Source organism: Micromonospora sp. WMMC273, from assembly GCF_027460285.1.
GTDB classification, from domain to species: Bacteria; Actinomycetota; Actinomycetes; order Mycobacteriales; family Micromonosporaceae; genus Micromonospora; species Micromonospora aurantiaca.
On sequence record NZ_JAPZBE010000001.1, the window covers coordinates 3,967,578 to 3,993,873 of the forward strand.

The following is a 26,296-nucleotide window of genomic DNA, read 5'->3' on the forward strand; positions in this document are numbered from 1 at the left end:
ACCTCCTCAGTACTCGATCCGCTCACGGCGGGTGATCCTCAGCTGGAGCGCGGCCAGCAGGATGGTGAAGATGGCCAACGCGACGGCGATCGCGCAGGCGTAACCGAACTGGCCCTTCTGGAACGCGTTGAACTGGATCACCGAGGCGAAGATCTCGCTGGCGTGGTTCGGCCCGCCCTGGCTCGGCGTCATGACGAACACCAGCGCGTACATGTCCAGCGCGATGAAGCCCAGATAGACCCAGGCGACCGAGATGCTGTCCCGCAGCAGCGGCAGGGTCACCTTGAAGAACGTGTGGAACCGGCCCGCGCCGTCGAGGATCGCGGCCTCGTAGATGTCCTTCGGGATCGACTGCATCGCGGCGGAGAACAGCACCATGTAGAAGCCGGCGCCGCTCCACACCGCGATGAACAGCAGCCACCAGAGCACCGCCGGCACGCCGAGGAAAGGCTCCGGGTCGGCGGTGAAGGCGATCGGGTTGTCCGCGTCGACCAGCCCGATCTTGATGAGCAGGCCGTTGATCAGGCCCTGCCCGTCGGTGCGGTAGATCTGCTGCCACATGACAGCGATGACCACCAGCGACAGCACCTGCGGGAAGAAGAAGATGACCTTGTAGATCCCGGAGCCGAAGACTCCGCGGATGCCGGCCCTGTCCTCGCGTCCGCCCACGTTGAGCAGGAACGCGAGGAACAGGGCCAGCGCGATCGTGAACAGCGGCACGGTGACCAGGAAGAACACGTTGTGCCAGAACGCCTTCCGGATCAGCTCGTCGGAGAACAGCCGGACGTAGTTGTCCAGCCCGACGAAGCGCTGGGAATCGGAGTACCCGCCCCAGTCGGTCAGCGAGTATCCCGCCGCCTGGGCGAACGGCCACACCACGTAGAACAGGTACAGCGCGACGGGCAGGGCCAGGAAGCCCGTGACGAAACGCGCGACTCCGTGCCGCATTGGACTCACTTCCTCGCGGTGATCAGGCGGTGCGGGTCTGCTTCTTGATCGACGAGTCCTTGGCGACCTTGTCGGCGGCCGCCTGCATCTTGTCGACGAACTGCTGCGCGGTCAGGCGGCCGGCCATCAGCTCCTCGGAGAGGTTCTGGCTCTCCTTGTCCAGGTCGGCGTAGAAGTCCGGGAACTTCACCGAGATCAGGTCCGAACTGCCGCTCTTCATCAGCGAGTTCGCCGACGCCAGCGCGGTGTCCTGGACGTTGTCGCCGGAGCCCTTGGTGGAGGCCAGCGACTTGGTCAGCTCGGCGAACTTCGCCGAACCGGCCTTGGAGAGGATGGCCCGCAGGAACTCCTTCGCGGCCTCCTTGTTCGGCGCCTTGCTCGGCACCACGAAGCCCTCGCCGGACGAGGCGAAGACATCCTTGGCGGCCTTGTCCCCGCTCTTGCTCCAGTAGTCGGAGATGGTCATCTCGAAGCCCGGCGGGATGGTCGCGGCCATCTCGTTCTTCAGCCAGGTGCCGACCTGGATGAAGGCCGCCTTGCCGTCCAGGAACGCCTGCTGCGACTGGGTGTGGTCGAGCTTGCCCGGCAGCAGCAGCTTGTCCTTGACCAGCTTCTCCCACGGCTCCAGCGCCGCGACGATGCCGTCGGCCTTCCAGGCGCCGTCCTTCAGGTTGTCGATGTCGACGACCGCCTGCTTGCCGACGGCCTTCCAGATGCTGGCGAACAGCGCCCAGCGCGGGTAGTAGCCGTGCACCGCGTCGTGCACGTACGGCGCCATGCCCTTGGCCTTGATCTTCGGCGCGAGCGCGAAGAACTCGTCCCAGGTGGTCGGCGCCGTCCAGCCCTCCTTCTTGAAGAGCGCGGCGTTGTACCAGTTGCCCCACACCGTGTACGCCACGTTCACGACGTAGAACTTGCCGTTCTGCGTACCGTCGGCGACCGTGCCCGGCAGCAGGCTGTCGGCGACAGTCCCCTCGCTGTCCCAGGCCGGCGCGGTGAGCAGGTCGTCCAGCGGCTCGATCGCGCCCTCGTTGATCAGCGTGCTGCGGTCCATCATGTCGGCGCCCGAGTTCATCACCAGGTCGCTCGGCTGCGTCGCCATCTTGGGCTGCTCTTCGGTCTTGATCTTCTGGGTCGAAGACATGTTGACCGTGACGTTCGCGTGCTTGGCGTTGAAGATGACCTTGTCTTCCTTGGCCCACTGGTCGCCCAGGCCACCGTTGAAGACGACCACCTTGACCGCGCTGCCGTCCTTGACACCGAACGGGTTGTCCTTGCTCTTGGCCGCGCCGCCGCCGTCGGACTTGCTCGGCTCACTGCCGGCGCACGCGCTCAGCAGACCCGCCGCCGGTACGGCCAGCAGACCGGCCGCCGCGGCGCGCCGCAGCAGGGTCCGACGGCTGACGTCGCCGAACTTCTCGGGGGAAACCGACATCTTGTCTCTCCTTGTGGGTCGGGTCAGGCGGTCCGCCGGAGACGCCCGGCGTACCGCGACTCGAGGGCGAGGTTGTGCTCGTCCCCACCGGGGACGTTGGCGGAGAGGTAGACAGGGGGTACCTCTCCGGCCTGGTGGAACCGTCGTACGACCTCCGCGGTCAGCAGCTGCGCCAGCAGCGCCGCGGTGACCGAGGAGACCGCACAGACCGCGCCGCCGCCCTCGAGCGGCAGCAGTGCGTCGCCGTACGGCGCGCCGTTGTCCAGCACGACGTCGGCGAGGTCGGCGAGCCGGTGCCCGGAGGGGTGCCGAGGAGCTACCCGGGCGGTGTGCTCGACCGAGGTGACAGCGATCAACGGGTGGCCGCCGTGCTTGACGAGCGTCGCCAGCTCGACCACCGAGCCGTTGATGCCGGACTGCGAGGCGATCACGAACACGTCCCCCGGCTGCGGCGCCGCCAGGGCGTACAGCTGGTGCGCCACGGCCGGGTCGCGTTCCAGCTTCGGGTCGGCGAGCACGTCGCGGGGCGCGTCGCCGTGCAGCACGAGGTCGTGCAGGGAGAGCCGGTTGGCGGGGACCAGGCCGCCGGCCCGGGCGACCAGCTCGGCGGCGAACGCCTCCGAGTGGCCGGCGCCGAACGCCTGGAGGACGCCGCCGGCGCGCAGCCCGGAGGCGATCAGGTCGGCTGCCCGGTCCACCGCCACGGACTGGCTGTCCACCAGCCGGTCGAGCACCGGGCGGACCGCGTCGGCGTACCTCTGGGCACTGATCATGAGAGGGCCCCCTTCGCGGCCTTGTGCCCGTCGACGGCCTGGGCGGTACGCCGGAAGGCCGCGTGGGCGCGGTCGTGGGTGCGCTGCGCCACCGCGATGTAGAGCAGGTCGAGCACGACGAGCTGCGGGTGCCGGGCGGAGAGCGCGTCCGGCCGGAACGTGGTGGCCTGGCTGGCGGTGACCAGCACGATGTCGGCCAGCTCGGCCAGCGGCGAGCGGGGGAAGCCGGTGAGCGCGACGGTGGTGGCACCGCGGCTGCCGGCCTCGGCGAGCAGCTCGATCGTCTCCCGGGTCTGCCCGGTGTGCGAGATGCCGAGCGCGACGTCCCCGGCACCGAGCAGCGCGGCGCTGGCGAGTCCCTCGTGCACGTCGCTCCAGGCCCACGCGGCGACGCCGATGCGGTGCAGGCTGAACTGCATCTCCTCGCCGACGAGCGCGCTGCCGCTGGCCCCGAAGATGTTCACCCGGCTGGCCCCGGCGATGGCGACCGCCGCGCGTTCCACCTCGGCCAGGTCGAGCAGCGCGGCGGTGTCGTGCATGGCCCGCGTGTCGGCGGCCATGATCTGGTCGAGCACCCGGGACAGCGGGTCGCCGGGCTGGATCTCCCGTCCGATGTCGACGGTCCAGCCGGCCGAGCGGGCCCGGCCGGTCTCGGCGGCGATGCCGAGCCGCAGGTCCGCGTACCCCTCGAAGCCCATCGCCCGGCAGAACCGGGTGATGGTCGCCGGTGACGTGCCGCTGCGCTCGGCCAGTTCGACGATGGTGGCCCGGGCGGCCGCCTCCGGGTCACTGAGCACGTGCTCGGCGACCCGGCGCAGCGCCCCGGTCAGCTCCCCCGTGCCGGCCCGGACCCGGGCCAGCACCCCGTCGGCGCCCAGCCGGTCGGCCGGACCGGCATCGACCACCGCGGTCGCCGCGGAAGTCTCCACCTCGTGCTCGGCCATCGGCGGGCGCCTTTCGGAAAAGAGTGTTAACTGTTAGTGGTAAAAGTTCTTACTGAAGGCCCCTCCGTGTCAAGGGCGTGGGCGAAGTTTTCAAACTGTTACCTGCCGCACCGGCGCGATCTTGCGCCCGGAGACGCGGCCGACCAGCATGGGGACCATGTCGGACACCGTCGTGGTCGGCCTCGACGTCGGGGGCACCTCCACCCGCGCCACAGCGCTGAGCCTCGACGGCACCCGCCTGGGCGCCGGCCGCGCCGGCGGCGGCAACCCCACCAGCCACGGCGCCGACCGGGCCGCCGCCGAGCTGCTCGCCGCCCTGCGCGCGGCGCTCGCCGGCATCGACCCCCATCGGGTACGCGCCGGCGTCATCGGCCTCGCGGGGGCCGGCCGCCTCCTGGCCGACGCGCACGGCCGGGACGCGTTCGACCGGGCCTGGGCCGAGGCGGGACTACGGTGCCCGTACGCCGTGCACGGCGACGCCCTGGTCGCCTACGCCTCCGGCACCGCCGCACCGGACGGCACCGTGCTCGTCGCCGGCACCGGCGCGATCGCCGCCCAGGTACGCGACCTGCGGCTGGACCGGACCGCCGACGGCCACGGCTGGCTGCTCGGCGACGCGGGCTCCGGGTTCTGGCTCGGCCGCGAGGCGGTCCGCCGGCTGCTGACCGACCTGGACCGCGCGGAGACCCCCGGCACCCTGAACCGGCAGGTGCTGGCGGAGCTGACCGGCACGCCCGCTGTGGACGCTCAGCCGCGAGTGACGGCCGGAGCCGTGGTGCAGGCGGTCACCCGGCGGCCGCCTGTGGAACTGGCCCGGCTCGCGCCGCTCGTGGTGTCGTCGGCACGGGACGGGGAGCCGACGGCCGTCGCGCTGATCACCGAGGCCGCGGCGCTGCTGGCGGAGAGCGTCTCCCGGATCCGCCCGCCGGGTGCGGCCGATCCGGTGGTGCTCGGCGGCGGGCTGCTCACCGGCGACACCCCGCTGGCCGGCGCGGTACGCGCCGAGCTCGCCGGCCGGTGGCCGGACGCGCCGCTGCACAGCGCCGGGGACGGTGCGGCCGCCGCGGCCTGGCTCGCCGCCCGCGACCTGCCCGAGGTGACCGACCCGGCGGCACTGCACACCCGCCTGGTGCCCCCACCCACCTGACCCGCCCGCCCTGCCGCGCTGCGCTGCGCCCCGCCGCGGCGGCGGCCGTTGGGTGGAACGTCATGGGTGTCAAAACGCCCGTTTGACACCCATGACGTTCCACTCGCCGCTTCCTGCAGTTCTCGGCGTGAGCCGGCACTCGCGCCGATCAGTATCGGTCTTGCGAACCGGGCTGAGCCTGGTGCCAGCCCTGCGGAGCGGGTTGGCCCGGGTGGGCCTGCGGCATGGGGCCGTACTGCGTGGGCTGGCCCGGGTGAGCCTGCGGCGCGATGCCATGAGGTGCCGGCTGATTCGGGTGCCAGCCCTGCGGGGCGGGCTGAGCCGGGTGCCCCTGCGGCGCGGCACCATACGGTGCGGACTGACCCGGGACGGGCTGCCCCTGGGCGTGCTGGCCCTGGGCGGGCGGGAACGCCGGACCGGGCTGACCGTGCCCCGCCGCCGGGTACGGGCCCGGCTGCTGCGGCCCGCCCGGGTACTGCTGGCCGCCCGCGTACTGCTGCGCCGCGGCCTGTTCGCGGGCCTCCTTGCGTGCCTTGACCGCGCGCACGATCAGCAGGATCGGCAGCACAAAGACGTAGAAGAAGATCCGGTAGCTGTCGCCGTCGAAGAGGAACAGCAGGTAGAAGCCGTACCCGAAGAAGGCCAGGCCGATCACCACGTTGAGGATCCGGGAGCCCTTGCCCTGTTCCTTGACGGCCACGCCGACGACGATCATCGCGATGCCGCCGAGCAGCAGCAACAGTGTGTAGAGGAGGAAGAACATGAGATTCCTGTCGATAGATGAGCGTGCCGGCTCACCCTAGGTCAGCTCGATCTTCTCCACTGCCCCGTTGCCTGTGGCAACCACCTCACTTGAGCTGCCCGGCGGTCAGTCCGGACTGGACCTGGCGCTGGAACGCCACGTACACCACGAGCACCGGGAGCACCGCGATGGTCAGGCCGGCGAACAACTGGGCGTAGTCACCGGCGTAGCCCTGGCTGACCGCGAGCGAACTCAGTCCCTGAGCGAGCATCCGGTCCTGCCCGTCGCCGGGCAGCAGCACCTGGGGCAGCAGGAACTGGTTCCAGTGGCTGAGGAAGTTGAAGATCCCCACACTGATCAATCCCGGTCGCGCCATCGGCAGCATCACCCGGAAGAACAGTCGGAAGTGGCCGCATCCGTCGATCAGCGCGGCCTCCGCCACCGAGGTCGGCAGCGTCCGGAAGAACGCGGTCAGGAAGAACACGGTGAACGGCAGCGAGTACGCGGTGTAGACCAGGATCAGGCCGGGCCAGGTGCCGAGCATGCCGACGCTGCGGACCACGAAGAACAGTGGGACCAACGCCAGGAAGACCGGGAACATCATGCCGCCGACGAACAGGTAGTAGACGACCTGCCGGCCGCGGAACTCGTAGCGCGCGAAGACGTACGCGGCGGTGGCGCCGAGCAGCATGGTCAGGCTCAGCGAGCCGGTCACCACGACCAGGCTGTTGAAGAAGAAGCGGCCGATGTGGGCGGTGGTCCAGGCGCGCGTCCAGTTGTCGAAGCGCAGCGCCTCGGGCAGCCCCCAGGGCTCGGCGACGATCTCGCCGTTGGTCTTGAGCGAGCTGAGCACCATCCAGGCCAGCGGCAGGATCGTCATGGCGGCCCAGAGCAGCAGGAAGCCGTGCGAGAAGACGTTCGCCACGCCCAGCTCGCGGCGGGGCGGCCGGTCGGCAGGGGTGGCCGCACGGGTCGCGTCGGCGGCCGGGGCGCCGGTGTCCACGGTGGTCACGAGTACTCGATCCGATCACGCCGGGCGGTGCGCAGCGCCAGCACCGCCACCGAGAGGGTCAGGAAGAACATCGCCACGCCGATCGCCGAGGCGTACCCGAACTTGTTCTCGCTGCCGAACGACGTGTCGTACATCCGCAGCCCGATCACGTCGGAGGAGAAGTTCGGCCCGCCGTTCGTCATGAGCTGGACCAGGATGAAGCCGTCCAGCGCGGCGATGGCGAGGTAGATCCAGGCCACCTGGATGGTGTCCCAGAGCAGCGGAATGGTGATCTTCCGCAGCATCGTGGTGCGGGACGCGCCGTCGAGCAGCACCGCCTCGTAGATGTCACGCGGGATGGCCTGCATGGCGGCGCCGAAGAGCACCACGTAGAAGCCGACGTTGCTCCACACCATCACCGCCAGCACGCACCAGAACGCGAAGCGCGGGTCGCCGAGCCAGGCCGGGGTGGCCAGCCCGACGGCGCGCAGGGCACCGTTGAGCAGGCCACTCGTCGGACTGTAGATCTCCTTCCAGAGCAGCGCGATGATCACCACCGAGAGCACCTGGGGGAAGAAGTAGACGAGCCGGTAGACCGAGGTGCCGCGCACCCCGGTCACACCGGCCCGGCCCTTGCGGCCGCCCATCGTGAGCATGCTGGCGAAGAACAGGCCCAGCCCGATCGTCACCACCGGCACCACGGCGAGCAGGATCGCGTTGTTCTTCAACGCGTTCCACACGTACCCGTCGTGCAGCAGCGTGCGGAAGTTCGCCATGCCGACCGGGTCGGCCTGCGCGGAGTAGCCCATCCAGTCGGTGGTGGATATCTGAAAAGCCTGGAGGTACGGCGACAGCACGAAGATGCCGTACAACGCCAGTGGCGGCAGGAGGAACGTGAGGATCAGGGGGAGGCGGCCCTGTCGCATCACGCGGACCGCTTGTACTTCTTGACCGAGCTGTCTCCGGCGATCGAGTCGGCGCCCTTCTGGCACTGGTCGAGGAACTCGGCCGGGGAGATCCGGCCGCTGAAGAACTCGCCGCAGGCCGCGTCGACCAGGTTGCGCTCCAGCTTGCGGTAGTAGTTGTTGTAGACCCAGTTGAAGCCGTTGGACCCGGACGCGTCGAGCGCCTTGACCACGGTGCTGAGCCCGTACGGCAGCTCGATGCCCTCGGTCGCGCCGGCGACCACGGGCAGGCTGGCGACCTTCCGGGTGAAGTCCTGCGCGCCCTTGCGGGACAGCATCGTCCGGAAGTACTCCAGGCCACCGGCGACGTTACGCGCCTTGGCCGGCACCATGAACGGCTCGCCGGCGGTGCCGCGGATCGCCTCGTACGGCAGCTTGTCGCCGCTGCCCAGGCTCGGCGTCGGCGCGACCGTCATGTTGAACCCGGCCGGCGTGACGTCCTTCTGCTCGCTCTCCAGCCAGGAGCCGCAGGAGATGAACGCGGCCTTGCCCTGGCACCACGCGGTCTGCGACTGCTTGTGGTCCAGGCCCGGGGAACCGTCGAGGATGAACTTGTCCTTGACGATCTGGTGCCAGGCGTCGGCGGCGGTCTTCATCGCGTCCGACTTCCAGGCGTTCGGCTCCAGGTTGTCGATCGCCAGCGCCACGGACGGGCCGCCGAGCTTGATCGCGGTGGAGATCAGCGGCCAGCTCATGTAGCGGGGGTGCACACCGGCGTACGTCCAGGGGGCGATACCGGCGGCCTTGATCCGGCGGCAGAGCGCGATGTGGTCGTCCCAGGTCTTGGCGTCCTCCCAGCCGCGGTCGGCGAACAGCTTGGTGGAGTGCCAGATGCCGTACACCGTGTAGGTGTAGTTGAGCACCAGGAACCGGCCGTCGTATGAGCCGACCTCGACGGTGCCGGGCAGCAGTGTGTCCTTGACCGTCTTGCCGGGCGTGTCGAGGCTCGGCGCGGCGAGCAGCTCGCCCAGGTCGGCGAGCGCGTTCTGGGAGACCAGGCCGTTGAAGTCGATCTGGCCGGCGCCGGAGTTGTTCACCACGTCGGGCGGGCTGCCGTCGACGAAGCGGGGCTGGAGCGTCTTGCTGATCTCCGCGGTGGCCGAGTGCTTGATCTCCGCCTTCGGGTACCGCTCCTTGTACATGGCCTCGTGGGCCTTGGCGTAGTCCTCCCCGAACCCGCCGTTGAAGATCACCACCTCCAGCGGGGCGTCCTCGGCCACGCCGAGCGGATTCTGCTCGCTCTTGGTGCCCTTGTACGCGGCCTTGTCGCCCTCGTCGCCCCCACCCGACGTGGCGCAGCCGGCGAGCAGCCCGGCGGCGGGGGTGGCCAGCAGACCGGCGGCGGCGCTGCGCCGTAGGATCTCACGCCTGTTCATCGCATCTCCTCGGTCCGGGTACGCGCGGTGAGCACCCTGTCGCTTGTCTTCACAAGACGCATTTCCAATGAAGAATTTCTACGACAGTGCGACGGGGACCACAAGACCTCTCGACCGATCCGTTATCCGTACCGGTCGGGCCCGGCTGGCCTAGCCTGACCCCATGCGCCGCCTGCGGCAGCTCGCGCAACGCACGCCGCCGGGGCGGGAGCGCTACATCGACCTGCTCCGGGCGCTGGCCATCACCATGGTCGTGCTCGGCCACTGGGGCGTCACGGTCATCGGGTACGACCACGGCCGCCCCGCCGGTCACTCCGCGCTGGGGGATCTGCGCTGGGCCTGGCCGCTGACCTGGGTGGCCCAGGTGATGCCGGTGTTCTTCCTGGTCGGCGGCTACGCCAACGCCGCCTCGCTGGCCGCCCGCCGGCGCCGGGGCGGGTCGGCGGCCGGATGGCTGGTCGACCGCAGCGCCCGGCTGATCCGCCCCACCACCGTGTTGCTGCTGGTCCTGGCGGCGGGAGCGGGGATCGCCACACTGCGCGGCGCCGACCCGGCGCAGGTGCGCACAGTGGTCTGGTTCGCCACCATCCCGCTGTGGTTCCTGGTCGCCTACATCGCGGTGGTGACGCTGACCCCGCCGATGTACGCGCTGCACCGCCGGTTCGGGCTCGCCGTGCCCACGGCGCTCGTGGTCCTCGTGGCGCTCGGCGACCTCGGCCGGCTTCTCGGCCCGGCCGCGCTCGCCGACGGCAACTACCTGTTCGGCTGGCTGGCCGTCCACCAGGTCGGTTTCGCCTGGTACGACGCCGCCCAGGCGGACACCCGTCAGCCCGCCGGCGTGACCGGCGCCGGGGCGACCGCCGGCACCGGAACCCGGGGCCTGTTCCGCCGTCGGCTGCCGCTGTCCCGCCGGGCGGGCGTGCTCCTGCTCGGCGGCGGCCTGGTCGCGCTGGTGCTGCTCACGGTGGCCGGGCCCTACCCCGTGGCGATGCTCCACGTACCGGGCGAGCGGCTGGACAACGCGGCGCCGCCGAGCCTGGCGCTGATGGCCGCGGCCGTCGCCCAGCTCGGTCTGATCCTGCTGCTGCGGCGCCCGGCCGGGCGCCGGCTGCGCCGGTCCGGCCCCTGGCAGGCGGTGCTCGCCGTCAACGCGGTGGTACTCACGCTGTTCCTCTGGCACCTGACCGCCGCGGTGCTGCTCGTCGGCCTGCTGGACGCGCTCGGCGTGCTGCCCACTCCCCCGGTCGGCTCGGCGGCCTGGTGGGCGTGGCGCGTACCGTGGCTGCTCGCGCTGGCCGCGGTGCTGGCCGTACTGGTCGCCGTCTTCGGTCCGGTCGAGGCCCGCACCCGCCGCCCGGCCGCGACCGGGCCGGCCGGGGCGGGTGGCCGGCGGCTGCGCGCCGGTACGGCCGTGGCCGGGTACGCGGGCGTGCTGGTCGGCCTGCTGCTGAACAGCCTCGCGCCCAAGGCGACGTCGGAGCCGCTGGGCCTGCCCGCCCCGGCGCTGGTGGCGTACCTGGCCGGGGCGGGTCTGCTGCGGCTGCTCAGGTCCGGACGGGCGGGACGGCGCCGGCCGGGTTGACGCTCACCCCTCGATCGAGGCGCGGATCGCGTCGACGATGATCGCCAGGCCCTCCCGGGCCTCGTCCTCGGTGAGCGTCAGCGGCGGGCCCATCCGGATCACGTTGCCGTAGAGGCCGCCCTTGCCGACGAGCAGACCGCCGGCCCGGCACGCCTCGAAGACCCGCGTGGTCAGCGCCGCGTCCGGCTCCACGGCGCCCGGGTGGACGAACTCGACGGCGAGCATCAGGCCCTTGCCGCGTACCTCGGCGACCTGGTCCACCCCGGCGGTGGCCGCGCGCAGGCCGTCGCCCAGGATCGCGCCGACCCGGGCGGCGTTGGCCTGGAGGTCGTGGTCGAGCAGGTAGTCGAGCACCGCGTTGCCGGCGGCGGTGGAGACCGGGTTGCCGCCGAAGGTGGAGAAGCTGATCGCCGGCACCGACTCCAGCACCTCGGCCCGGCCGACCACGCCGGCGAGCGCGAAGCCGTTGCCGATGCCCTTGGCGAAGGTGAGCAGGTCCGGCGTCACGCCGTGCGCCTGGTAGCCCCAGAAGTGCTCGCCGGTCCGGCCCCACCCGGTCTGCACCTCGTCGCTGATCAGCAGGATGCCGTGCTCGTCGAGCACCTTCTTCCAGGCGGCGAAGAGCCCGTCCGGGCCGTGCACGAAGCCGCCGACGCCCTGGACCGGCTCGGCGATCAGGCAGGCCACGTCGCCAGCGGTCTGGGTGGCGAGCACCTCGCGCAGGTCCTCCACCGCCGCGTCGACCCGGTCGGCGGCGTCGAGCCGGGCCAGCAGCCCGCGCAGCCGTTCCCCGGAGTGCAGCCAGGCCACCTGCAACGGGTTGAGCGCGCTGGCCGACCAGCCGCGGTTACCGGTGACGCCCATCGTCGCGTACGACCGGCCGTGGTAGCTGTTGCGCACCGCAAGGATCTGGTGCGAGCGCCGGTGGTTGGTGGCGACGAGCAGCGCCGCCTCGTTCGCCTCGGTGCCGGAGTTGGTGAAGAAGACGCGGGCGTCCGGGATGCCGGAGAGCCGGGCGATCTTCTCGGCCAGCTCGACCTGCTGCCGGATCAGGTAGAGCGTCGAGGTGTGCACGAGCCCGGTCCGCAGCTGCCGTTCGACCGCCTCGCGGATCTCCGGGATGTCGTGGCCGACCATCGTGGTCAGCACCCCGCCGAAGAAGTCCAGATAGGTCCGGCCGGCCGCGTCGGTGACCCGGCGGCCGGAACCGGTCACCAGTTCCAGCGGTTCGGCGTAGTAGAGCGGCATCCAGGACGGGAGCACGGCCCGGTGCCGGGCCAGCAGGTCGTCGGAGGTCATCGGCGCACCCTTCAGCGGAGGTGGATCCCCGCACGTTCCCACCACGACCGGGGCCGGGACAACCGGCACTGTGCGAGTCGGCCCGGCGGTAGCATCCGCCGGGTGCGGACGGATCAGGTGACGTTGCCGGGCGGCGCGGCGGGGACGACGCGGGCACAACTGCTCGACGGGGTCCGGTCCTGGGTGGAGTCGGCGCCGGTGCGGCAGCTCGTGGCGCACTTCGGCGGCGACTGGCCCGACGGCGACCTCGCGGCGGTGCTGGCCGGCCTGGACGCGTTCTCCGCCCGCCGCTGGGACTTCCGGCAGGGACGGGAACGCCCGGACGCCCGGGAACCGGCGTTCGACCCGGCCACCGCCGGACTGGTGCTGAGCGCCGCCGCGTCGCTGGGCCTGGTCCGCGCGGTCGCGCCGGCCCGATCCGGGTACGCGCACCTGCTGGTGCTCGGCGGGCTGGCGCACGCCTGCCTGCGGCGCACCGCGTACGCGGCGACGCTGGCCCGGACGGTGGCCGAGGTGACCGGCGAGGTGGCCGTGCTCGGCAGCTTCCGGCCGCTGTCGGCAGCCGAGTCCCGCACGCTCGACGCCGCCGGCCTGCCCGGCTGCGCCACCGAGGTGGACGTCCTCGATGCCGGCGTACGGCTGGCCTTCGGCGTGGACGCGCCGGACGACGAGCACGGTGAGCCGGCCGGTCATCCGCACCGGGCCTGGTCCTCGCGTACGTACCGGCCGGCCGGGCTGCCCCCGGTACGGGTGCTCGCCGCGCCGTCCAGTGAACCGGACCGGCGTCGCGCGCACACCGCCGACACGCAGCGGTTCTGGGCCGAGCACGTGCGGCTGCGCGCGGACGACCCGGTGCTGATGGTGACCGCCCCGATCTACGTGCCGTTCCAGCACTGCGACGCGCTGCGGACGCTCGCCGTGCCGTACCGGTGCGGCATCGAGACGGTCGGCGTGGACCCGGCCGCGCGCGCCGCTGTCGCCGTACCGGAGCCGACCCTGACGCCGGGCCGCTACCTCCAGGAGATCCGGTCGGCGCTGCGGTCGATGCGCGCGCTGCACGCGACGCTGACGGCGGGCTGAACCGGCGTCCGGGCCGGTGCCCGGCGATTCGCCGCGCACCGGCCCGAGAGCCGGGTGTCAGTTGACGTAGACCGCCGGGCTGCCGGTCTTGCTGGTGTCCTTCACCGGCGAGTACGAGGCGGTGAAGTACGCGGTGCCGAAGCACAGCGACGGCCCGGAGAACTTGGTCAGGACCTGGTTGGTGAAGCTGATCGAGTTGGTGCCGTTGGACGCCGTACCGGTCAGCGTGTTCGTGCTGGTCCGGTAGACGCAGGTGATCGCGCCGAGCAGCGAGTTGAGCACCACGGTGCTCTGGATCGGCGCCGCCGTGGTCCCGGAGATCTTGACCACGCCGGCGCTGGTCACCGAGGTGGTGTAGGGCAGGTTGTTGACCGTCACGCTCTGCACGCCGGTGGTGCCGAAGACGTTCGTCGTGCAGCTGGAGAACGACTGCGCCGTCAGGCTCTCGGTCGCGGTGCCGGGAGCGGTCGGATTGGTCAGCACCTTGGCGCTGAAGCTGGACGCGGCGCACTTGATGCCGGTGGTGCCGCTGGTCGAGGAGTAGAACGTGGCGTTGGTGCCGCTGCGGAGGCTGGCCTGGATGACGTCGCCCACCGAAACGGCGGTGCCGGCGACGGTCGGGTAGGTCAGCACGGCGCTGGCGAGCGAGGTGGTGGGTGCGGCGGTGGCGGGGGCGGCGCCGACCAGACCGGTCAGCAGCGCCAGGGCGGCGAGGCCCGCGCCGATGCGTCCGTACCTGGGCATGGTTGTTCCTTCCGGCGGTGGGACAGGAAACGGTGCCGGCGGCGTCCGGGGTGGACGGAGCCGGTGGGTGCGGCGGCCGGAATGGGACCGCCGCAGGTGGTGGTGCGCCGTTGCGGCCTCAGCGGGCCGGGCGGCGTGGCGCAGTGCGGCGTCGCCGCGTCACCTGGGTCTCTCCGGTCTTGGGGGGACGGGTCCGCGCGGCGATAATGGCAGCCATCCGGCCCTCCTTCGACGCGTTCGGGTGACCGATCAGGAGAGATCACCAGCGGTGACGAGGCATGAACTGAGCGTGTCGAAAGTTATAAACCTCGGAGGGTCGTAAAGTCAACGCATCAAGAAAGGTCGATGAGTGACAGTCCCGAGCCCGCCGTCGCCGGCGCCCGTGCCCCTGCCGGGCGCCCGCCACGGCCGCGACCCGGACCGCGCCATCAAGCGCGGCCCGCGCCGCGTGCCGGCCGAGGAGGTGGCGGCGACCCAGCGCGACCGCCTCTTCGACGGCCTGGTCCGGGAGGTCGCCGGCCGGGGGTACGACAACGCCCGGGTCAGCGACATCTGCCACGCCGCCGGGGTCACCCGGCCCGCGTTCTACGCGCTGTTCAGCGGCAAGCAGGACGCGTTCCTGGCCGCGTACCGGCACGGTATCGCGGTGGTGTCGCACCTGATGGAGGACGCCTACCGCGACGCCGGCCCGGACTGGCCGCAGGCCGCCCGGGCGGCGCTGCGTACGCTGCTCGACGTGCTGGCGAGCGTGCCCGCCTTCGCCCGGATGGCGCTGGTCGAGGTGGACGCCGCAGGCCCGGACGCCCGCCGGGAGCGCGATGCGCTACTGAGCAGCTTCCGCCGGTTCTTCGCCGGCGCCGGGCCGGATCCGGCCGGCGTGGACCGGGACGCGCTGCTGTCCACAGTGGTCGGCGGCATCCACGCCACCATCCGTGAGCGGGTGGCGCAGGGGCGGGCCGAGGAGCTGCCGTCGCTGCTGCCGGCGCTCACGTACGCGGCGACCGCGCCGTTCCTCGGCCCACGCGAGGCGGGCCGCGTCGCGCGGGCGGCGGGGACGGAGGACGGCCCGGCCGCCACCGCGCCCTGCGCACCCGGCCAGCCCTGACCGGTCGGAAACCGCAGCGGTTTTTCACTTTGGCCGCTTTTGGCAAATGCCGCCCAACGAACTGCTACAGGCAGTTGACCGCCCCTTTACTCAGCGGTAACTTCGGCCTGCGCCCCTCGGCGCGCACATCCTGCGAAGCCAATTCACATCGTCGCAGATGAATTGATCTCGAAAGGGGCCGGCATGTCGGAGCAGATCGATCAGGTCGAGACCGATCAACCGAGAAGCGGCGTGCGCTGGCGCCGGTTCGCCGTCACGTTCGGCGCCGTGGCGGCCGGCGCGGCCGGCATGGTGGTGCTGACCGCGCAGGGTGTGCTCGGCGCGCAGTTCGCCATCTCGGGCATGCCGTTCACGGTCACCGCCGACAAGCTGGAGGGCACCGGATTCGAGCAGTTCGCCACGCTCGACCAGATGATCCCGGACAGCCCCAACCAGGGCGACACCGGCGGCCAGGTGCTCGTGATCGTCTCGGCGATCGACAAGGCCGAGCTGACCAATCTCTGCCAGAGCATCAACCTGGGCGGGACCAACCTGCGGATCACCGCCGGCAATTCCGGCAAGCCCGTCTCCGCCCGCACGCTCGTGGTCGACGGCGACGAGATCGCCGGTAACGCCTCCTTCAAGAACATCGACGTCGGGCAGGACGCCAGCACCGTCGACAAGGTCCCCGGGGTCAAGGGCAACCCGGGTGTGTTCGCCCAGCAGGCCGACACCGTGACCATCACCAACCTGCGGCAGAACAACTACGCCACCACCGCCGCCGTCTTCACGCTGCCCAACCTGCGCATGGGCTTCAGCTCCGAAGGGTGCTGAGGTGAGCGCGGGACAGCACGCGGCGCCCGCCGCCGGCGTCCGGACACGCTGGCGGCGCTGGCGCCGGGCGCGGCCGTTCACCGCCGGGCTGCTCATCGCGCTCGGCGGCGCGGAGATGCTCGTGACGCTGCGCGCGCCGCTCGGGGTGCTGCTGCACGTCGGGCCGCAGGGGCTGGCCGCGTACCTGGTCCCCCTGGTCCTGGTGATCTGCGGCGTGCTGCTGATCACCACGCCGCAGCAACGCGTCTTCTACGCGGTGCTCTCCCTCGTGCTCGGGCTGGTCTCCTGGCTCACCTCGAACCTGGGCGGCTTCCTGATCGGCATGCTGCTGGCGCTCGTCGGCGGGGCGCTCGCGTTCGCCTGGACGCCGGTGAAGCGGCGGGCTCCCCGCGCCGGCCCGGCCGCAACGCCCGCCGACACGACGCCCGCCGACACGACGCTCGCTGGCGCGACGCCCGCCGGCACGACGCCCGGGCCGCGCGAGCCGGTGGACGGCTCGGCGCCCACCGAGTCGCTCGACGCGCTCCTGTCGGCCGAGCCGGGGCCGCCGCGGCACACGCGGGCGGAGCGCGGCTGACTCAGCGGGCGGTGTCCGCGACCGCCTGCGCGAACACCTCGGAGCGGTGCTCGAAGTTGCGGAACCGGCCGTAGCTCGGCGCGGCCGGGGACAGCAGCACCACCCCGCCGGCCGGGGTGAGCTTGCGGGACAGCCCGACGGCGGCGACCAGGTCGTCGGCCAGCTCGGTACGCACCGACGGCAGTCCGGACAGCGCCTCCACGATGCGGGGGCCGCTGTCCGGCACGCCGATCACGGTGATCTCCCGATCGGCCAGGTGCGCGCGCAGCGGGCTGTAGTCCAGCCCCCGGTCGGCGCCGCCGACGATCACCGTCAACGGCCGCCCCTCGTACGCGTCGATCGCGTGCATGGCCGCGTACGGGCTGGTGGCGAGCGTGTCGTCGACGAACGTGAGCCCGGACGGGTCGGCGATCTCGGTGAGCCGGTGCGCCAGGCCCTGGAACTCGGCGACCGCCACGGCGAGGCTGTCCTTGCGCGCCACCACGTCGACGCCGAGCGCGTCCAGCACGGCGAGCGCGACGCAGAGGTTGCCCTCGTTGTGCCGCCCGACCAGCGGCAGCACCGCGCGCGGGAACAGCGGCGTGTCCCGCAGGTGGAACCACTGCGTACCGTCCGGCCCGGTGGCCACGTGCGTGGTGTCCGGCGAGCCGGCCCGGATCGCGGCCCGGTCGCCCAGCTCCGCCGCCAGCCGCGGGTCGGCGCCGTTCACCACGACGGCGTGCGGGCCGTGCGCGATCAGGTTCAGCTTGTCCCGGTAGTACTCCCGCTCACCGCCGTGCGCGTCCAGGTGCTCCGGGAACAGCGCGGTCACCACCGCCACGCGCGGCGAATCGGTCAGGTCGGAGCACTGGTAGCTGGACAGCTCCAGCACGTACAGCTCCGCCTCGGGCAAATCCAGCAGCGGCACCCCGATGTTGCCGCCGAACACGTTCGGCCGGTCCATCGCGGTGAGCAGGTGACTGATCAGGCTGGACGTGGTGCTCTTGCCCTTGCTGCCGGTCACCCCGACGGTCCGGTCCGCGTGGTCGGCCATCCACAGCGCGCTGCCCTGCGTGACCGGCACGGACCGGCGGCGCAGCTCCACCATCCACGGGTGGGTGTTCGGCACACCCGGCGAGCGGACCACCACGTCGGCGGCGGCCAGGCGCTCGAAGCCCTCCTCGCCGGTGACGAGCGGCGCGGCGGCGGCCAGCGGGCCGTCCCAGGGCAGCGTGAGGAAGTTGGCGCTGTCGTCGACGACGACCAGGCCGGCCGGCCCGTGCGCGGCGATCGCGGTCACCGCGGCCCGGCCCTCGCGGCCGGCGCCCCAGACGGCGACATGACGTCCGCGCAGATCAGACAGGCGCACGGGCTCTCCTCGGACTCGGTCGACGGCGGGCAGGGTCCGGCCCAGCCGGACACGGACGGACGAACCAGGGCCTAGTATGGCGTGTGCCCAACGAGCAGCTGCGGCGGATGGACGCCTTCACCTTCCCGTCCTACTCGATCGACTTCGCCACCGGCGAGGTCCTGTTCGACTACGCCCTGACCGGTCCCGACGGCGAGCAGCGGTTCACCGAGGTGATCATGCTTCCGCTGCCGGCCGAGCCGGTCTCCGACGCCACAGCTGCCACCCTGTCCCGGGTGCTGGAGCTGCTGCACGTGGTCGCCGGCGTCAGCTACTACAAGGCCGCCGCGCCGCCCCGGCTGGTGCTGCCCGCGCCGCTGGGCGCCGCCGCCGTCGAGCTGGTCACCGCCGTCTACACCAAGGGCCTCGCCGAGTACGCGTACCGCAACGAGCTGCCGCACGTGCTGGAACTGCGGCCCGAGGTGCCGTCCGGCACCGTGGACCCCGCGGTGCCGGTGGACAACTCCGACCGTCGTCCGCTGTCGGCTGTCGGCGGCGGCAAGGACTCCATCGTCACGCTGGAGGCGCTGCGCCGCGCCGGCCTCGACCCGGTGCCGTTCTCGGTCAACCCGAACCACGTGATCGTGTCGGTGAACGAGGCGTCGGACCTGGTGCCGCTGGCCGCCCGGCGGCGGCTGGACCCGGTGCTGTTCGAGCTGAACGCGGCCGGTGCGCGCAACGGGCACATCCCGGTCACCGCGATCAACTCGCTGATCGCCGTGGCCACCGCCGTCCTGCACGGGCTCGGCCCGGTGGTGATGTCGAACGAGCGCTCCGCGTCCGACCCGAACCTGATCTGGAACGGCCACGAGATCAACCACCAGTGGTCGAAGGGCGTCGAGGCCGAAGGGCTGCTGCGCGCGGCGCTGGCCGAGCACGCGGGGCTCACCGAGCCGTACTTCTCGCTGCTGCGCTCCCTGTCCGAGCTGCACATCGCCCGGCTGTTCGCCGAGATCGACCGGTACGACGCGGTGGTGACCAGCTGCAACGCCGCGTTCAAGCTGCGCGACGCGAGCGAGCGCTGGTGCCGCGACTGCCCGAAGTGCCGGTTCGTGTTCCTGGCCATGTCGCCGTTCATGCCCCGCGAGCGGCTGACCGGCATCTTCGGCGGTGACCTGCTGGCCGACGAGTCCCAGATCCCCGGTTACCGGGAGCTGCTCGGCATCGACGGGCACAAGCCGTTCGAGTGCGTGGGCGAGGTGGAGGAGTCTGTGGTCGCGCTGAGCCTGCTCGCCCAGCAGGACCAGTGGCGCGACGCCCCTGTGGTACGCGCCCTGGTGGCGGCGCTGCCCGACACCGCCTGGCAGGCGGCGGCCACCTCCGACGTGTTCACCCCCGGCGGCGACAACTTCATCCCCGCCCCCTACGCCAAAACCCTGACCGCCCTGACCTGACCCACCCCCTTTCCTCCCGCCCCCGCCCCCGCCCTCGCCCCGCCCCGTCGATCAAGAACTTGACGGTGCGAATTCCGGCGAATCACCGGCTCAACCTCATGATCACCCCCGCACCCCATCGATCTTGGAGTTGTGGCACCTCTGATAACGGTGGTAGTAGGCATTCCGGGCGCCACAACTCCAAGATCGGCGCGGGACAGCCCGGGAGGGCGGGCCGCGGTCAGGGGGTGCGGATGGCGTCCAGGGCCAGCAGGGCCACGTGCAGGGACAGGCACCTGTCGACCGAGTCGAGGTCGGCGTCGAGGATGCGGCCGATACGGGCCAGCCGCTCGTAGAACGCCGGCCGGGACAGGTGCGCGGCGGCGGCGCCGGCCGACTTGTTCCGCCCCTGCTCCAGGTACGCCCGCAGCGTGCCGAGCAACTGCTCCCGCGGGTGCTGGGCGTCGTAGGCGAGCAGGGGCCCGAGTTCGCGCTCGACGAACGTCTGCAACCGGGGCTCGTCGCGCAACAGGTGCAGCAGCCCGGCCAGCCCCACGTGCGGCAGCCGGTAGCAGGGCAGATCCCGGGGATCCCGCCGGGCCGCCTCGGCGACCTGCCGCGCCTCGATCAGTGACCGGCGTGCCTCGCGCAGGCTGCTCACACCGGACCCGGCCGCCACCACGATCGCGGCCCGGGGCGGCGCGTCGACCGGCCGCGCGCTCCCCGACGCGACGGCCCGTCCGGCGGGACGGTCAGGCGACTCCGACGGGCGGGACGCCGGGCGGGCGGCGGGGGCGGCGTCGAGGCGTACCCGGCGCAACGCCGCGGCGAACGCGGACAGTGCCTTCTCCTCGGCGGCCGGGTCGGGGAGCGCCAGCAGCGCGCCCACGGCCTGGTCGTCGAGCGGGCTGGTCAGCGCGGTGAGCTTGGCGTCCCGGACGGCCTGGCTGACCGCCTCGGCGAGGTCGCGCAGCCGGGCCGGGCCGGCTTCCGGGTCCTCGGCGTCGGTGTCGCGGCGCGCGCCCCGGCGGGCGGCGGCCGGCTCGTCGTCGGGGGCGCCCGCGTCGCCGGACGGCTCGTCGGCGCGGTGGCGGACCACGACGCCGACCAGGTGGCGGCGGTCCAGGACGACGCCGAGCGCCTTGGCGCGCAGCGCCACCTCGTCCACCGGGCGGGTGTGGTCGATCAGCGCGGTCAGCAGCGTGCGGTGGATCTGCCGTTCCAGCCCCTCGGCGTCGCGCCGGATCAGCCGGCCCAGCGCCAGCGTGGAGGCGGCCCGTTCGATCAGGATGGTCAGCCGGGTCGGCGGGGTGGACTCGGTGGCCGGCCAGCGCAGCAGCAGCCGTCCCCAGTCCTGTCCCCGCGCGCCGACTGTGGTGACGAGCCAGCCGCTGTCCGGGTCGTACGCGGTGCGCCCGGGCGGGCGGATCTGCCGCGAGTGCCGTTCCCAGCCGTCCAGCAGCAGTTGGGCGTTCTCCCCCGCCGGGTCGTACGCGAGCACCTGCCGGGACAGGTTCTCCAGCACCATCGGGCAGCCGGCCAGTTCGGCGGCCTGCCGCAGCACCTCGGCCGGTTCGGCGCCCTCCACTGACAGTTCGGTGAACCGCTGGTGGATCTCCTCGGTGGCGCGCAGTTCGGTGAGCTGGGCGTCGACGATCAGCGCGTGCACCGCCTCGGTGATGCGGACGAACGGGGTGCCCCGGCGCAGCTCGATCAGGGGCAGTCCGCGTCGTTCGGCGGCGGCGGCCATCACCCGTGGGACTCCGCTGACGTAGCGGCGGCCCAGTTCGACCACCAGCCCGGAGACGCCGACGTCGGCCAGGGCACCGATGAACTCGCGGAGCCCGGCGTCGTCGCCCGGCAGGCCGATCCCGGTGGTCAGGACCAGTTCGCCGCCGCCGAGCAGGGTGGCGATGTCGGGTACCTCGGCGATGTGCACCCAGCGCACCGACCGGTCCAGTCCGGCGTTCCCCGCGACCAGGCGCGGCGCGCCGTGGCGCACGGGCACCAGCTCCAGCACCTCACGCACGGTAGGGAACACGGGCGACACGCTACCCTGCGTCACCACCGTTGCCGAAAGCCACACCGCCCGCCGGCCCGCCGAGAAGGCGGGGACCGGCGGGCGGACGGAACGAAGGATGGCGATCAGTCGACGCCGAACTCCATCGCGGCCCGGTCGAGCGCCTCGTCCTCGGCGGTGGGCACGCCCCGGGACGCGATGGCCTCGGCGCCGCCCTGCGGCATGGCGCCGATCAGCCCGGTCGAGGCCGCCTGGGCGGCGCCGACGACCCGCTGCGGGGTGCCGCCGCCGACCATGCCGACTGAGGCGTACTGCTCCAGCTTCGCCCGGGAGTCGGCGATGTCCAGGTTGCGCATGGTGAGCTGGCCGATCCGGTCGGCCGGGCCGAACGCCGAGTCCTGGGTGCGCTCCATCGACAGCTTGTCCGGGTGGTAGCTGAACGCCGGGCCGGTGGTGTCGAGGATCGAGTAGTCCTCGCCCCGGCGCAGCCGCAGCGTGACCTCGCCGGTGACTGCCGTGCCGACCCAGCGCTGCAGCGACTCGCGCAGCATCAGCGCCTGCGGGTCCAGCCAGCGGCCCTCGTACATGAGGCGACCGAGGCGGCGGCCCTCGTTGTGGTAGTTGGCGAGGGTGTCCTCGTTGTGGATGGCGTTGACGAGCCGCTCGTAGGCGGCGTGCAGCAGCGCCATGCCGGGGGCCTCGTAGATGCCGCGGCTCTTGGCCTCGATGATCCGGTTCTCGATCTGGTCGGACATGCCCAGGCCGTGCCGGCCGCCGATGGCGTTGGCCTCCAGCACCAGGTCGACGGCGCTGCCGAACTCCTTGCCGTTGATCGTCACCGGGCGGCCCTGGTCGAAGCCGATGGTGACGTCCTCGGTGGGGATCTCCACGGTCGGGTCCCAGAACTTGACGCCCATGATCGGCTCGACCGTCTCGATGCCGGTGTCCAGGTGTTCGAGCGTCTTGGCCTCGTGGGTGGCGCCCCAGATGTTGGCGTCGGTCGAGTACGCCTTCTCGGTGCTGTCCCGGTAGGGCAGGCCGCGCTCCAGCAGCCACTCCGACATCTCGGTGCGCCCACCCAGCTCGGTGACGAAGTCGGTGTCCAGCCACGGCTTGTAGATCCGCAGCTGCGGGTTCGCCAGCAGGCCGTACCGGTAGAACCGCTCGATGTCGTTGCCCTTGAACGTCGAGCCGTCGCCCCAGATCTGCACGTCGTCGGCGATCATCGCGCGGACCAGCAGCGTGCCGGTCACGGCGCGGCCCAGCGGCGTGGTGTTGAAGTAGGCCCGCCCGCCGGAGCGGATGTGGAAGGCGCCGCAGGTCAGCGCCGCCAGCCCTTCCTCGACCAGGGCGGCGCGGCAGTCGACGAGGCGGGCGACCTCGGCGCCGTAGCTGAGCGCGCGGCCGGGCACCGACGCGATGTCGGGCTCGTCGTACTGGCCGATGTCAGCGGTGTAGGCGCAGGGGACGGCGCCCTTGTCGCGCATCCACGCGACGGCTACCGAGGTGTCGAGGCCGCCGGAGAAGGCGATGCCGACACGTTCGCCGATGGGCAGGGAGGTGAGAACCTTGGACACAAGGAAGATTATGCACGGTCTCGCATGGTCATGCAAGCTGGTCCGTCAGAGCGCGTCCTCACGCCCCAGCTCCCAGAACGCCACCGCCGCGGCGGCCGCCACGTTCAGCGAGTCCACACCGCGCCGCATCGGGATCACCACCCGCACGTCGCTGGCCGCCTGCGCCGCCGCGGTCAGCCCCGGCCCCTCCGCCCCGAGCAGCAACGCCGCCCGCACCCGCTGCGCCGGAGTCAGCCGCTGCATCGGTACGGCATCCGGCGCGGGCGTCATCGCGAGCACCGTGAACCCGGCCGCCCGGACCTGGTCCAGCCCCGCGGGCCAGCGCTCGAGCTTGGCGTACGGCACCGCGAACACCTCGCCCATGCTGACCCGTACGCTGCGCCGGTACAGCGGGTCGGCGCAGGTCGGGGACAGCAGCACCGCGTCGACGCCGAGCGCGGCGGCGCCCCGGAAGATCGCACCCAGGTTCGTGTGGTTGTTGACGTCCTCCAGGATCACCACCCGCCGGGCGGCGGCGAGCACCTCGTCGGCGGAGCGCAGCGGCTTGCGGTGGAACGACGCGAGCACGCCGCGGTGCACGTGGAAGCCGGTGGCGCGCTGCAGCACGTCCGGCGTGGCCGCGTATACCGGCGCGTCACCGGTGTCCAGGTCGGCGAGCTGGTCCACCCGCTTCGCGTCGACCAGGTAGGACCGGGCCGGGTAGCCGGCCCGCAGCGCCCGCCGCAGCACCAGCTCCCCCTCGGCGATGAACAACCCGTGCGGCGGTTCCCAGCGGGTACGCAGCTCCACGTCGGTGAGCGCGCGGTAGTCGGCGATCCGGTCGTCGTCGGGGTCGGTGATCTCGTGGACGGGCACCAGGCGATTCTGCCCGGCCCGCCCGGCCGCTCCGGCGCGGGCCGGGTTTCCGGCGTCCCGGGCGGGGAAGCAAGCCGGGAGGCCGACGGTGACGGAGGAACCAGGATGGGCGCGGATCACGACGGCAACCTCCCCCGCGACGCCACAGTCGCCGACTACCTGGTGGCCCGGCTCGCCGAATGGGGCGTGCACCGCTACTACGGCTACCCGGGCGACGGGATCAACGGCATGACCTCGGCGTTGCAGCGCGCCGAGGGGCGGGCCCGGTTCATCCAGGTCCGGCACGAGGAGACCGCCGGGTTCGCGGCCGGCGCGCACGTCAAGTACGGCGGCGGCCCGCTCGGCTGCGTGGTGGTGACCAGCGGCCCGGGCGCGATCCACGCCCTCAACGGCCTGTACGACGCCAAACTCGACCACCAGCCGGTGGTGGCGTTGCTCGGGCACACCGCGCTGCCCGCCGAGGGCGGCGGCTACTACCAGGAGGTGGACCTCCTCGCGCTCTACAAGGACGTGGCCTCGGCCTTCCTGGCCCAGCTCGACGACCCGTCCCAGGCCCGGCACCTGGTCGACCGGGCCTGCCGCACGGCGCTGGCCCGGCGTACCGTGACCGCCCTGGTCCTGCCGTCGGACGTACAGGACCTGCCGGCGGTGCCCCACCCGCCGCACGCCCACGGCTACTACCACACCAGCGCGGTGCCGAGCAGCGAGCCGACGGTGCCGCCGGAGGCCGACGTGCGCCGCGCCGCCGAGGTGCTGCGCGGCGGCGAGCGGGTGGCGATGCTGGTCGGGCAGGGCGCGCTGGGCGCCGTGGACGAGATACGCCGGATCGCAGACCGCCTCGGCGCCGGGGTCGCCACCGCGCTGCTCGGCTTCACCGCCGTCGACCACCGCCAGCCGTGGGTCACAGGCGCGATCGGCCTGCTCGGCAGCCGCCCGAGCTGGCAGCTCATGCGCGAGTGCGACAGGCTGCTGATCGTCGGCAGCCAGATGCCGTACTCGGAGTTCTATCCCCCGGAGGGCCAGGCCCGGGCGGTGCAGATCGACATCGACGGCACCCGGATGGGGCTGCGCTACCCGACCGAGGTGAACCTGACCGGCGACGCCGGACCGACGCTGCGCGCCCTGCTCGAGGAACTGGGCCCGGGGCCGGGCCCGACCGCCTGGCGGGCCACCCTCGCCGACGCCACCGGCAAGTGGCGGGCCTCGCAACGCGAGGTCGCCGCCCAGCCCGCCGACCCGGTCAACCCGCAGTCGCTGTTCACCTCGCTCGACGACGCGCTGCCGGACGACGCCATGCTCGCCGTCGACTGCGGCACCGCCACCGCCTGGTACGCCCGGCACGTGCGCGTGCGCCCCGGCATGCTGGCCAGCCTCTCCGGCACGCTGCTCTCGATGGGCGGCGGGATGCCGTACGCGCTGGCGGCGAAGTTCGCCCACCCGGACCGGCCGGTGATCGCGCTGCTCGGCGACGGCGCGATGCAGATGAACGGCGTCAACGAGCTGATCACGGTGGCGAAGTACTGGCGGGAGTGGGCCGACCCGCGGTTCGTGGTGCTGGTGCTCAACAACCGGGATCTCGCGTTCGTCAGCTGGGAGCAGCGTTCCAGCGAGGGCACGCCGATGTTCCCGGACAGCCAGGACCTGCCGGATGTGGCGTACCACAGGTGGGCCGAGGTGCTGGGCCTCGGCGGTGAGCTGGTCGACTCCCCCGGCCGGGTGGACGGCCTGTGGCAGCGGGTACTCGACGCGGACCGCCCGGTGGTGGTGAACGCCGTGGTGGACCCGGCCGAGCTGATGCTTCCGCCGCACTTCACCGCCGAGCAGGCCCGCAAGACCGCCGCCGCGGTGCTGCGCGGGGACAGCGACCGGGCCGGCATCGTACGGCGCGGCGTACCGGCCGCGCTCGCCACGTACCGGCCCCGCCGCCGGGGCCGCTGAGGCGTCAGGCCCGCGCGTAGCGCAGCAGCACCGACCGTGCGTCGAAGGCGCGCGTCTCGACCAGCCGCAGGCCCTGCCGGGCCAGGCCGGGCAGCACCTGCCGCCCGCCGCCGAGCACCACCGGGTGCACGATCACCTCGTAGGTGTCGACGAGCCCGAGCGCGGCCAGCGCCGTCGCCGCCCCGGTGCCGCCGGTGACCAGCAGGTCGCCGGGGAACCGCTCGCGGACCTCGGCGAACTCCTTCGCCAGGTCGCCACCGCCGACCACCACGGCGCCGTGGCCCGCCTCGGCGAGCGTCCGGGAGACCACGACCTTCGGGGTACGCCGCCAGACCGGCGCGAACGCCAGGTCGTGCGGGTGGTCGGAGATCGACTCGACCTGCGGCCAGTAGGAGGACATCATCTCCCACACCCGCCGCCCGTAGACGAAGGCGTCGGCCCGCTCGGCCAGCCCGATCGAATACGCGGACAGCTCCTCTCCCATCTCCGGCCAGTCGAACTCGCCGTTCGGGCCCTCGATGAAGCCGTCGACCGACGTGTGCACCCCGTAGATGACGTTGCCCATGATGTGTTCCTCCGCGTCGCGGCGCGTCCCGGCCGGGCGCGCTCACCGGTGGGTCGGAGC

Annotated in this window: 23 protein-coding genes; 8 read left to right on the top strand and 15 right to left on the bottom strand. The window is 72.4% G+C overall.

Going from position 1 to position 26,296, the window contains the following annotated elements:
• Positions 1 to 6 precede the first annotated feature (6 nt).
• From O7611_RS18215 to O7611_RS18230, 4 genes are read right to left on the bottom strand one after another with little or no spacing between them, the layout of a single operon-like run.
• Positions 7 to 948, bottom strand: coding sequence for a carbohydrate ABC transporter permease (locus tag O7611_RS18215; protein ID WP_120569017.1), 942 nt, complete (start codon positions 946 to 948; stop codon positions 7 to 9).
• Positions 949 to 970: 22 nt separating this feature from the next.
• Positions 971 to 2,383 carry an N-acetylglucosamine/diacetylchitobiose ABC transporter substrate-binding protein gene (ngcE, locus tag O7611_RS18220; protein WP_091427483.1) on the bottom strand — a complete coding sequence of 471 codons (1,413 nt, stop codon included), beginning with the start codon at positions 2,381 to 2,383 and terminating at the stop codon, positions 971 to 973.
• A gap of 23 nt (positions 2,384 to 2,406) precedes the next feature.
• The gene (locus O7611_RS18225; RefSeq protein ID WP_269697291.1) at positions 2,407 to 3,156 is read right to left on the bottom strand and encodes an SIS domain-containing protein; all 750 of its coding nucleotides are present in this window, start codon (positions 3,154 to 3,156) and stop codon (positions 2,407 to 2,409) included.
• The gene (locus O7611_RS18230) at positions 3,153 to 4,100 is read right to left on the bottom strand and encodes a MurR/RpiR family transcriptional regulator (protein ID WP_120569014.1); all 948 of its coding nucleotides are present in this window, start codon (positions 4,098 to 4,100) and stop codon (positions 3,153 to 3,155) included. Before O7611_RS18230 ends, O7611_RS18225 begins: the two co-directional genes overlap by 4 nt.
• A 157-nt stretch (positions 4,101 to 4,257) precedes the next feature.
• Between O7611_RS18230 and O7611_RS18235 the strand changes: the two genes are divergently transcribed.
• Positions 4,258 to 5,247, top strand: coding sequence for an N-acetylglucosamine kinase (locus tag O7611_RS18235; RefSeq protein ID WP_269697292.1), 990 nt, complete (start codon positions 4,258 to 4,260; stop codon positions 5,245 to 5,247).
• A 148-nt stretch (positions 5,248 to 5,395) separates the two neighbouring features.
• Here O7611_RS18235 and O7611_RS18240 read toward each other — a convergent pair whose 3' ends face one another.
• From O7611_RS18240 to ngcE (O7611_RS18255), 4 genes are all read right to left on the bottom strand, one after another.
• Positions 5,396 to 6,010 carry a hypothetical protein gene (locus O7611_RS18240; protein ID WP_269697293.1) on the bottom strand — a complete coding sequence of 205 codons (615 nt, stop codon included), beginning with the start codon at positions 6,008 to 6,010 and terminating at the stop codon, positions 5,396 to 5,398.
• Positions 6,011 to 6,095: 85 nt separating this feature from the next.
• Complete coding sequence (locus tag O7611_RS18245; RefSeq protein WP_194803079.1) at positions 6,096 to 7,001, bottom strand: carbohydrate ABC transporter permease; 906 nt, start codon at positions 6,999 to 7,001, stop codon at positions 6,096 to 6,098.
• Entirely contained in the window at positions 6,998 to 7,906 is a 909-nt protein-coding gene (locus O7611_RS18250) for a carbohydrate ABC transporter permease (protein ID WP_013287344.1), read from the bottom strand. The genes O7611_RS18245 and O7611_RS18250 overlap by 4 nt, the downstream gene beginning before the upstream one ends.
• Positions 7,906 to 9,321: an N-acetylglucosamine/diacetylchitobiose ABC transporter substrate-binding protein gene (gene ngcE / locus O7611_RS18255; protein ID WP_194803078.1), complete on the bottom strand. Its 1,416-nt coding sequence runs from the start codon at positions 9,319 to 9,321 to the stop codon at positions 7,906 to 7,908. Before ngcE (O7611_RS18255) ends, O7611_RS18250 begins: the two co-directional genes overlap by 1 nt.
• Positions 9,322 to 9,484: 163 nt before the next feature.
• Here ngcE (O7611_RS18255) and O7611_RS18260 point away from each other — a divergent pair, with 163 nt between their 5' ends.
• Positions 9,485 to 10,903: an acyltransferase family protein gene (locus O7611_RS18260; protein WP_269697294.1), complete on the top strand. Its 1,419-nt coding sequence runs from the start codon at positions 9,485 to 9,487 to the stop codon at positions 10,901 to 10,903.
• A gap of 3 nt (positions 10,904 to 10,906) precedes the next feature.
• On the opposite strand, the gene O7611_RS18265 is transcribed toward O7611_RS18260, so the two are convergent.
• Complete coding sequence (locus O7611_RS18265) at positions 10,907 to 12,202, bottom strand: aspartate aminotransferase family protein (protein ID WP_194803076.1); 1,296 nt, start codon at positions 12,200 to 12,202, stop codon at positions 10,907 to 10,909.
• Between the two features lie 117 nt (positions 12,203 to 12,319).
• On the opposite strand from O7611_RS18265, the gene O7611_RS18270 reads away from it, so the two are divergent.
• A complete protein-coding gene (locus O7611_RS18270) occupies positions 12,320 to 13,282 on the top strand; it encodes a hypothetical protein (protein WP_194803119.1) in 963 nt (320 codons plus the stop codon).
• Between the two features lie 57 nt (positions 13,283 to 13,339).
• Here the strand turns inward: O7611_RS18270 and O7611_RS18275 are convergent, their stop codons facing one another.
• Complete coding sequence (locus O7611_RS18275) at positions 13,340 to 14,026, bottom strand: Tat pathway signal sequence domain protein (protein ID WP_194803075.1); 687 nt, start codon at positions 14,024 to 14,026, stop codon at positions 13,340 to 13,342.
• A gap of 349 nt (positions 14,027 to 14,375) precedes the next feature.
• Here O7611_RS18275 and O7611_RS18280 point away from each other — a divergent pair, with 349 nt between their 5' ends.
• The 3 genes from O7611_RS18280 to O7611_RS18290 all read left to right on the top strand — a co-directional run bounded on the left by O7611_RS18280 (position 14,376) and on the right by O7611_RS18290 (position 16,521).
• Positions 14,376 to 15,131 carry a TetR/AcrR family transcriptional regulator gene (locus tag O7611_RS18280; RefSeq protein WP_269697296.1) on the top strand — a complete coding sequence of 252 codons (756 nt, stop codon included), beginning with the start codon at positions 14,376 to 14,378 and terminating at the stop codon, positions 15,129 to 15,131.
• A gap of 183 nt (positions 15,132 to 15,314) precedes the next feature.
• Positions 15,315 to 15,944, top strand: a complete 630-nt coding sequence (locus O7611_RS18285) for a DUF6230 family protein (RefSeq protein WP_135241096.1) — start codon at positions 15,315 to 15,317, stop codon at positions 15,942 to 15,944.
• 1 nt (position 15,945) lies between these two features.
• Entirely contained in the window at positions 15,946 to 16,521 is a 576-nt protein-coding gene (locus tag O7611_RS18290; RefSeq protein ID WP_269697297.1) for a DUF6114 domain-containing protein, read from the top strand.
• Position 16,522: 1 nt separating this feature from the next.
• Here O7611_RS18290 and murD read toward each other — a convergent pair whose 3' ends face one another.
• On the bottom strand, positions 16,523 to 17,869 hold the full coding sequence (murD, locus tag O7611_RS18295) for a UDP-N-acetylmuramoyl-L-alanine--D-glutamate ligase (RefSeq protein ID WP_194803072.1): 1,347 nt from the start codon (positions 17,867 to 17,869) through the stop codon (positions 16,523 to 16,525).
• Between the two features lie 83 nt (positions 17,870 to 17,952).
• Here murD and O7611_RS18300 point away from each other — a divergent pair, with 83 nt between their 5' ends.
• On the top strand, positions 17,953 to 19,302 hold the full coding sequence (locus O7611_RS18300) for a hypothetical protein (protein ID WP_194803071.1): 1,350 nt from the start codon (positions 17,953 to 17,955) through the stop codon (positions 19,300 to 19,302).
• A gap of 220 nt (positions 19,303 to 19,522) precedes the next feature.
• On the opposite strand, the gene O7611_RS18305 is transcribed toward O7611_RS18300, so the two are convergent.
• The 3 genes from O7611_RS18305 to O7611_RS18315 all read right to left on the bottom strand — a co-directional run bounded on the left by O7611_RS18305 (position 19,523) and on the right by O7611_RS18315 (position 23,736).
• A complete protein-coding gene (locus O7611_RS18305) occupies positions 19,523 to 21,322 on the bottom strand; it encodes a PucR family transcriptional regulator (protein WP_442929356.1) in 1,800 nt (599 codons plus the stop codon).
• A gap of 104 nt (positions 21,323 to 21,426) precedes the next feature.
• Entirely contained in the window at positions 21,427 to 22,878 is a 1,452-nt protein-coding gene (gene argG, locus O7611_RS18310) for an argininosuccinate synthase (protein ID WP_194803069.1), read from the bottom strand.
• Between the two features lie 45 nt (positions 22,879 to 22,923).
• Positions 22,924 to 23,736, bottom strand: a complete 813-nt coding sequence (locus O7611_RS18315; RefSeq protein WP_228532936.1) for a TrmH family RNA methyltransferase — start codon at positions 23,734 to 23,736, stop codon at positions 22,924 to 22,926.
• A 102-nt stretch (positions 23,737 to 23,838) separates the two neighbouring features.
• On the opposite strand from O7611_RS18315, the gene O7611_RS18320 reads away from it, so the two are divergent.
• Positions 23,839 to 25,671 carry a thiamine pyrophosphate-requiring protein gene (locus O7611_RS18320; RefSeq protein ID WP_194803067.1) on the top strand — a complete coding sequence of 611 codons (1,833 nt, stop codon included), beginning with the start codon at positions 23,839 to 23,841 and terminating at the stop codon, positions 25,669 to 25,671.
• Positions 25,672 to 25,675: 4 nt separating this feature from the next.
• Here O7611_RS18320 and O7611_RS18325 read toward each other — a convergent pair whose 3' ends face one another.
• On the bottom strand, positions 25,676 to 26,236 hold the full coding sequence (locus O7611_RS18325) for a dihydrofolate reductase family protein (protein ID WP_194803066.1): 561 nt from the start codon (positions 26,234 to 26,236) through the stop codon (positions 25,676 to 25,678).
• Between the last annotated feature and the right edge of the window lie 60 nt (positions 26,237 to 26,296).

Coding starts and splice junctions, on each gene's coding strand:
- O7611_RS18285 (WP_135241096.1), top strand. CDS start 15,315: ATGTCGGAGCAGATCGATCAGGTCGAGACCGATCAACCGAGAAGCGGC.
- O7611_RS18320 (WP_194803067.1), top strand. CDS start 23,839: ATGGGCGCGGATCACGACGGCAACCTCCCCCGCGACGCCACAGTCGCC.
- O7611_RS18265 (WP_194803076.1), bottom strand. CDS start 12,202: ATGACCTCCGACGACCTGCTGGCCCGGCACCGGGCCGTGCTCCCGTCC.
- O7611_RS18215 (WP_120569017.1), bottom strand. CDS start 948: ATGCGGCACGGAGTCGCGCGTTTCGTCACGGGCTTCCTGGCCCTGCCC.
- O7611_RS18230 (WP_120569014.1), bottom strand. CDS start 4,100: ATGGCCGAGCACGAGGTGGAGACTTCCGCGGCGACCGCGGTGGTCGAT.
- O7611_RS18240 (WP_269697293.1), bottom strand. CDS start 6,010: ATGTTCTTCCTCCTCTACACACTGTTGCTGCTGCTCGGCGGCATCGCG.
- O7611_RS18225 (WP_269697291.1), bottom strand. CDS start 3,156: ATGATCAGTGCCCAGAGGTACGCCGACGCGGTCCGCCCGGTGCTCGAC.
- ngcE (WP_091427483.1), bottom strand. CDS start 2,383: ATGTCGGTTTCCCCCGAGAAGTTCGGCGACGTCAGCCGTCGGACCCTG.
- O7611_RS18275 (WP_194803075.1), bottom strand. CDS start 14,026: ATGCCCAGGTACGGACGCATCGGCGCGGGCCTCGCCGCCCTGGCGCTG.
- O7611_RS18235 (WP_269697292.1), top strand. CDS start 4,258: ATGTCGGACACCGTCGTGGTCGGCCTCGACGTCGGGGGCACCTCCACC.
- O7611_RS18250 (WP_013287344.1), bottom strand. CDS start 7,906: ATGCGACAGGGCCGCCTCCCCCTGATCCTCACGTTCCTCCTGCCGCCA.
- ngcE (WP_194803078.1), bottom strand. CDS start 9,321: ATGAACAGGCGTGAGATCCTACGGCGCAGCGCCGCCGCCGGTCTGCTG.
- O7611_RS18325 (WP_194803066.1), bottom strand. CDS start 26,236: ATGGGCAACGTCATCTACGGGGTGCACACGTCGGTCGACGGCTTCATC.
- O7611_RS18260 (WP_269697294.1), top strand. CDS start 9,485: ATGCGCCGCCTGCGGCAGCTCGCGCAACGCACGCCGCCGGGGCGGGAG.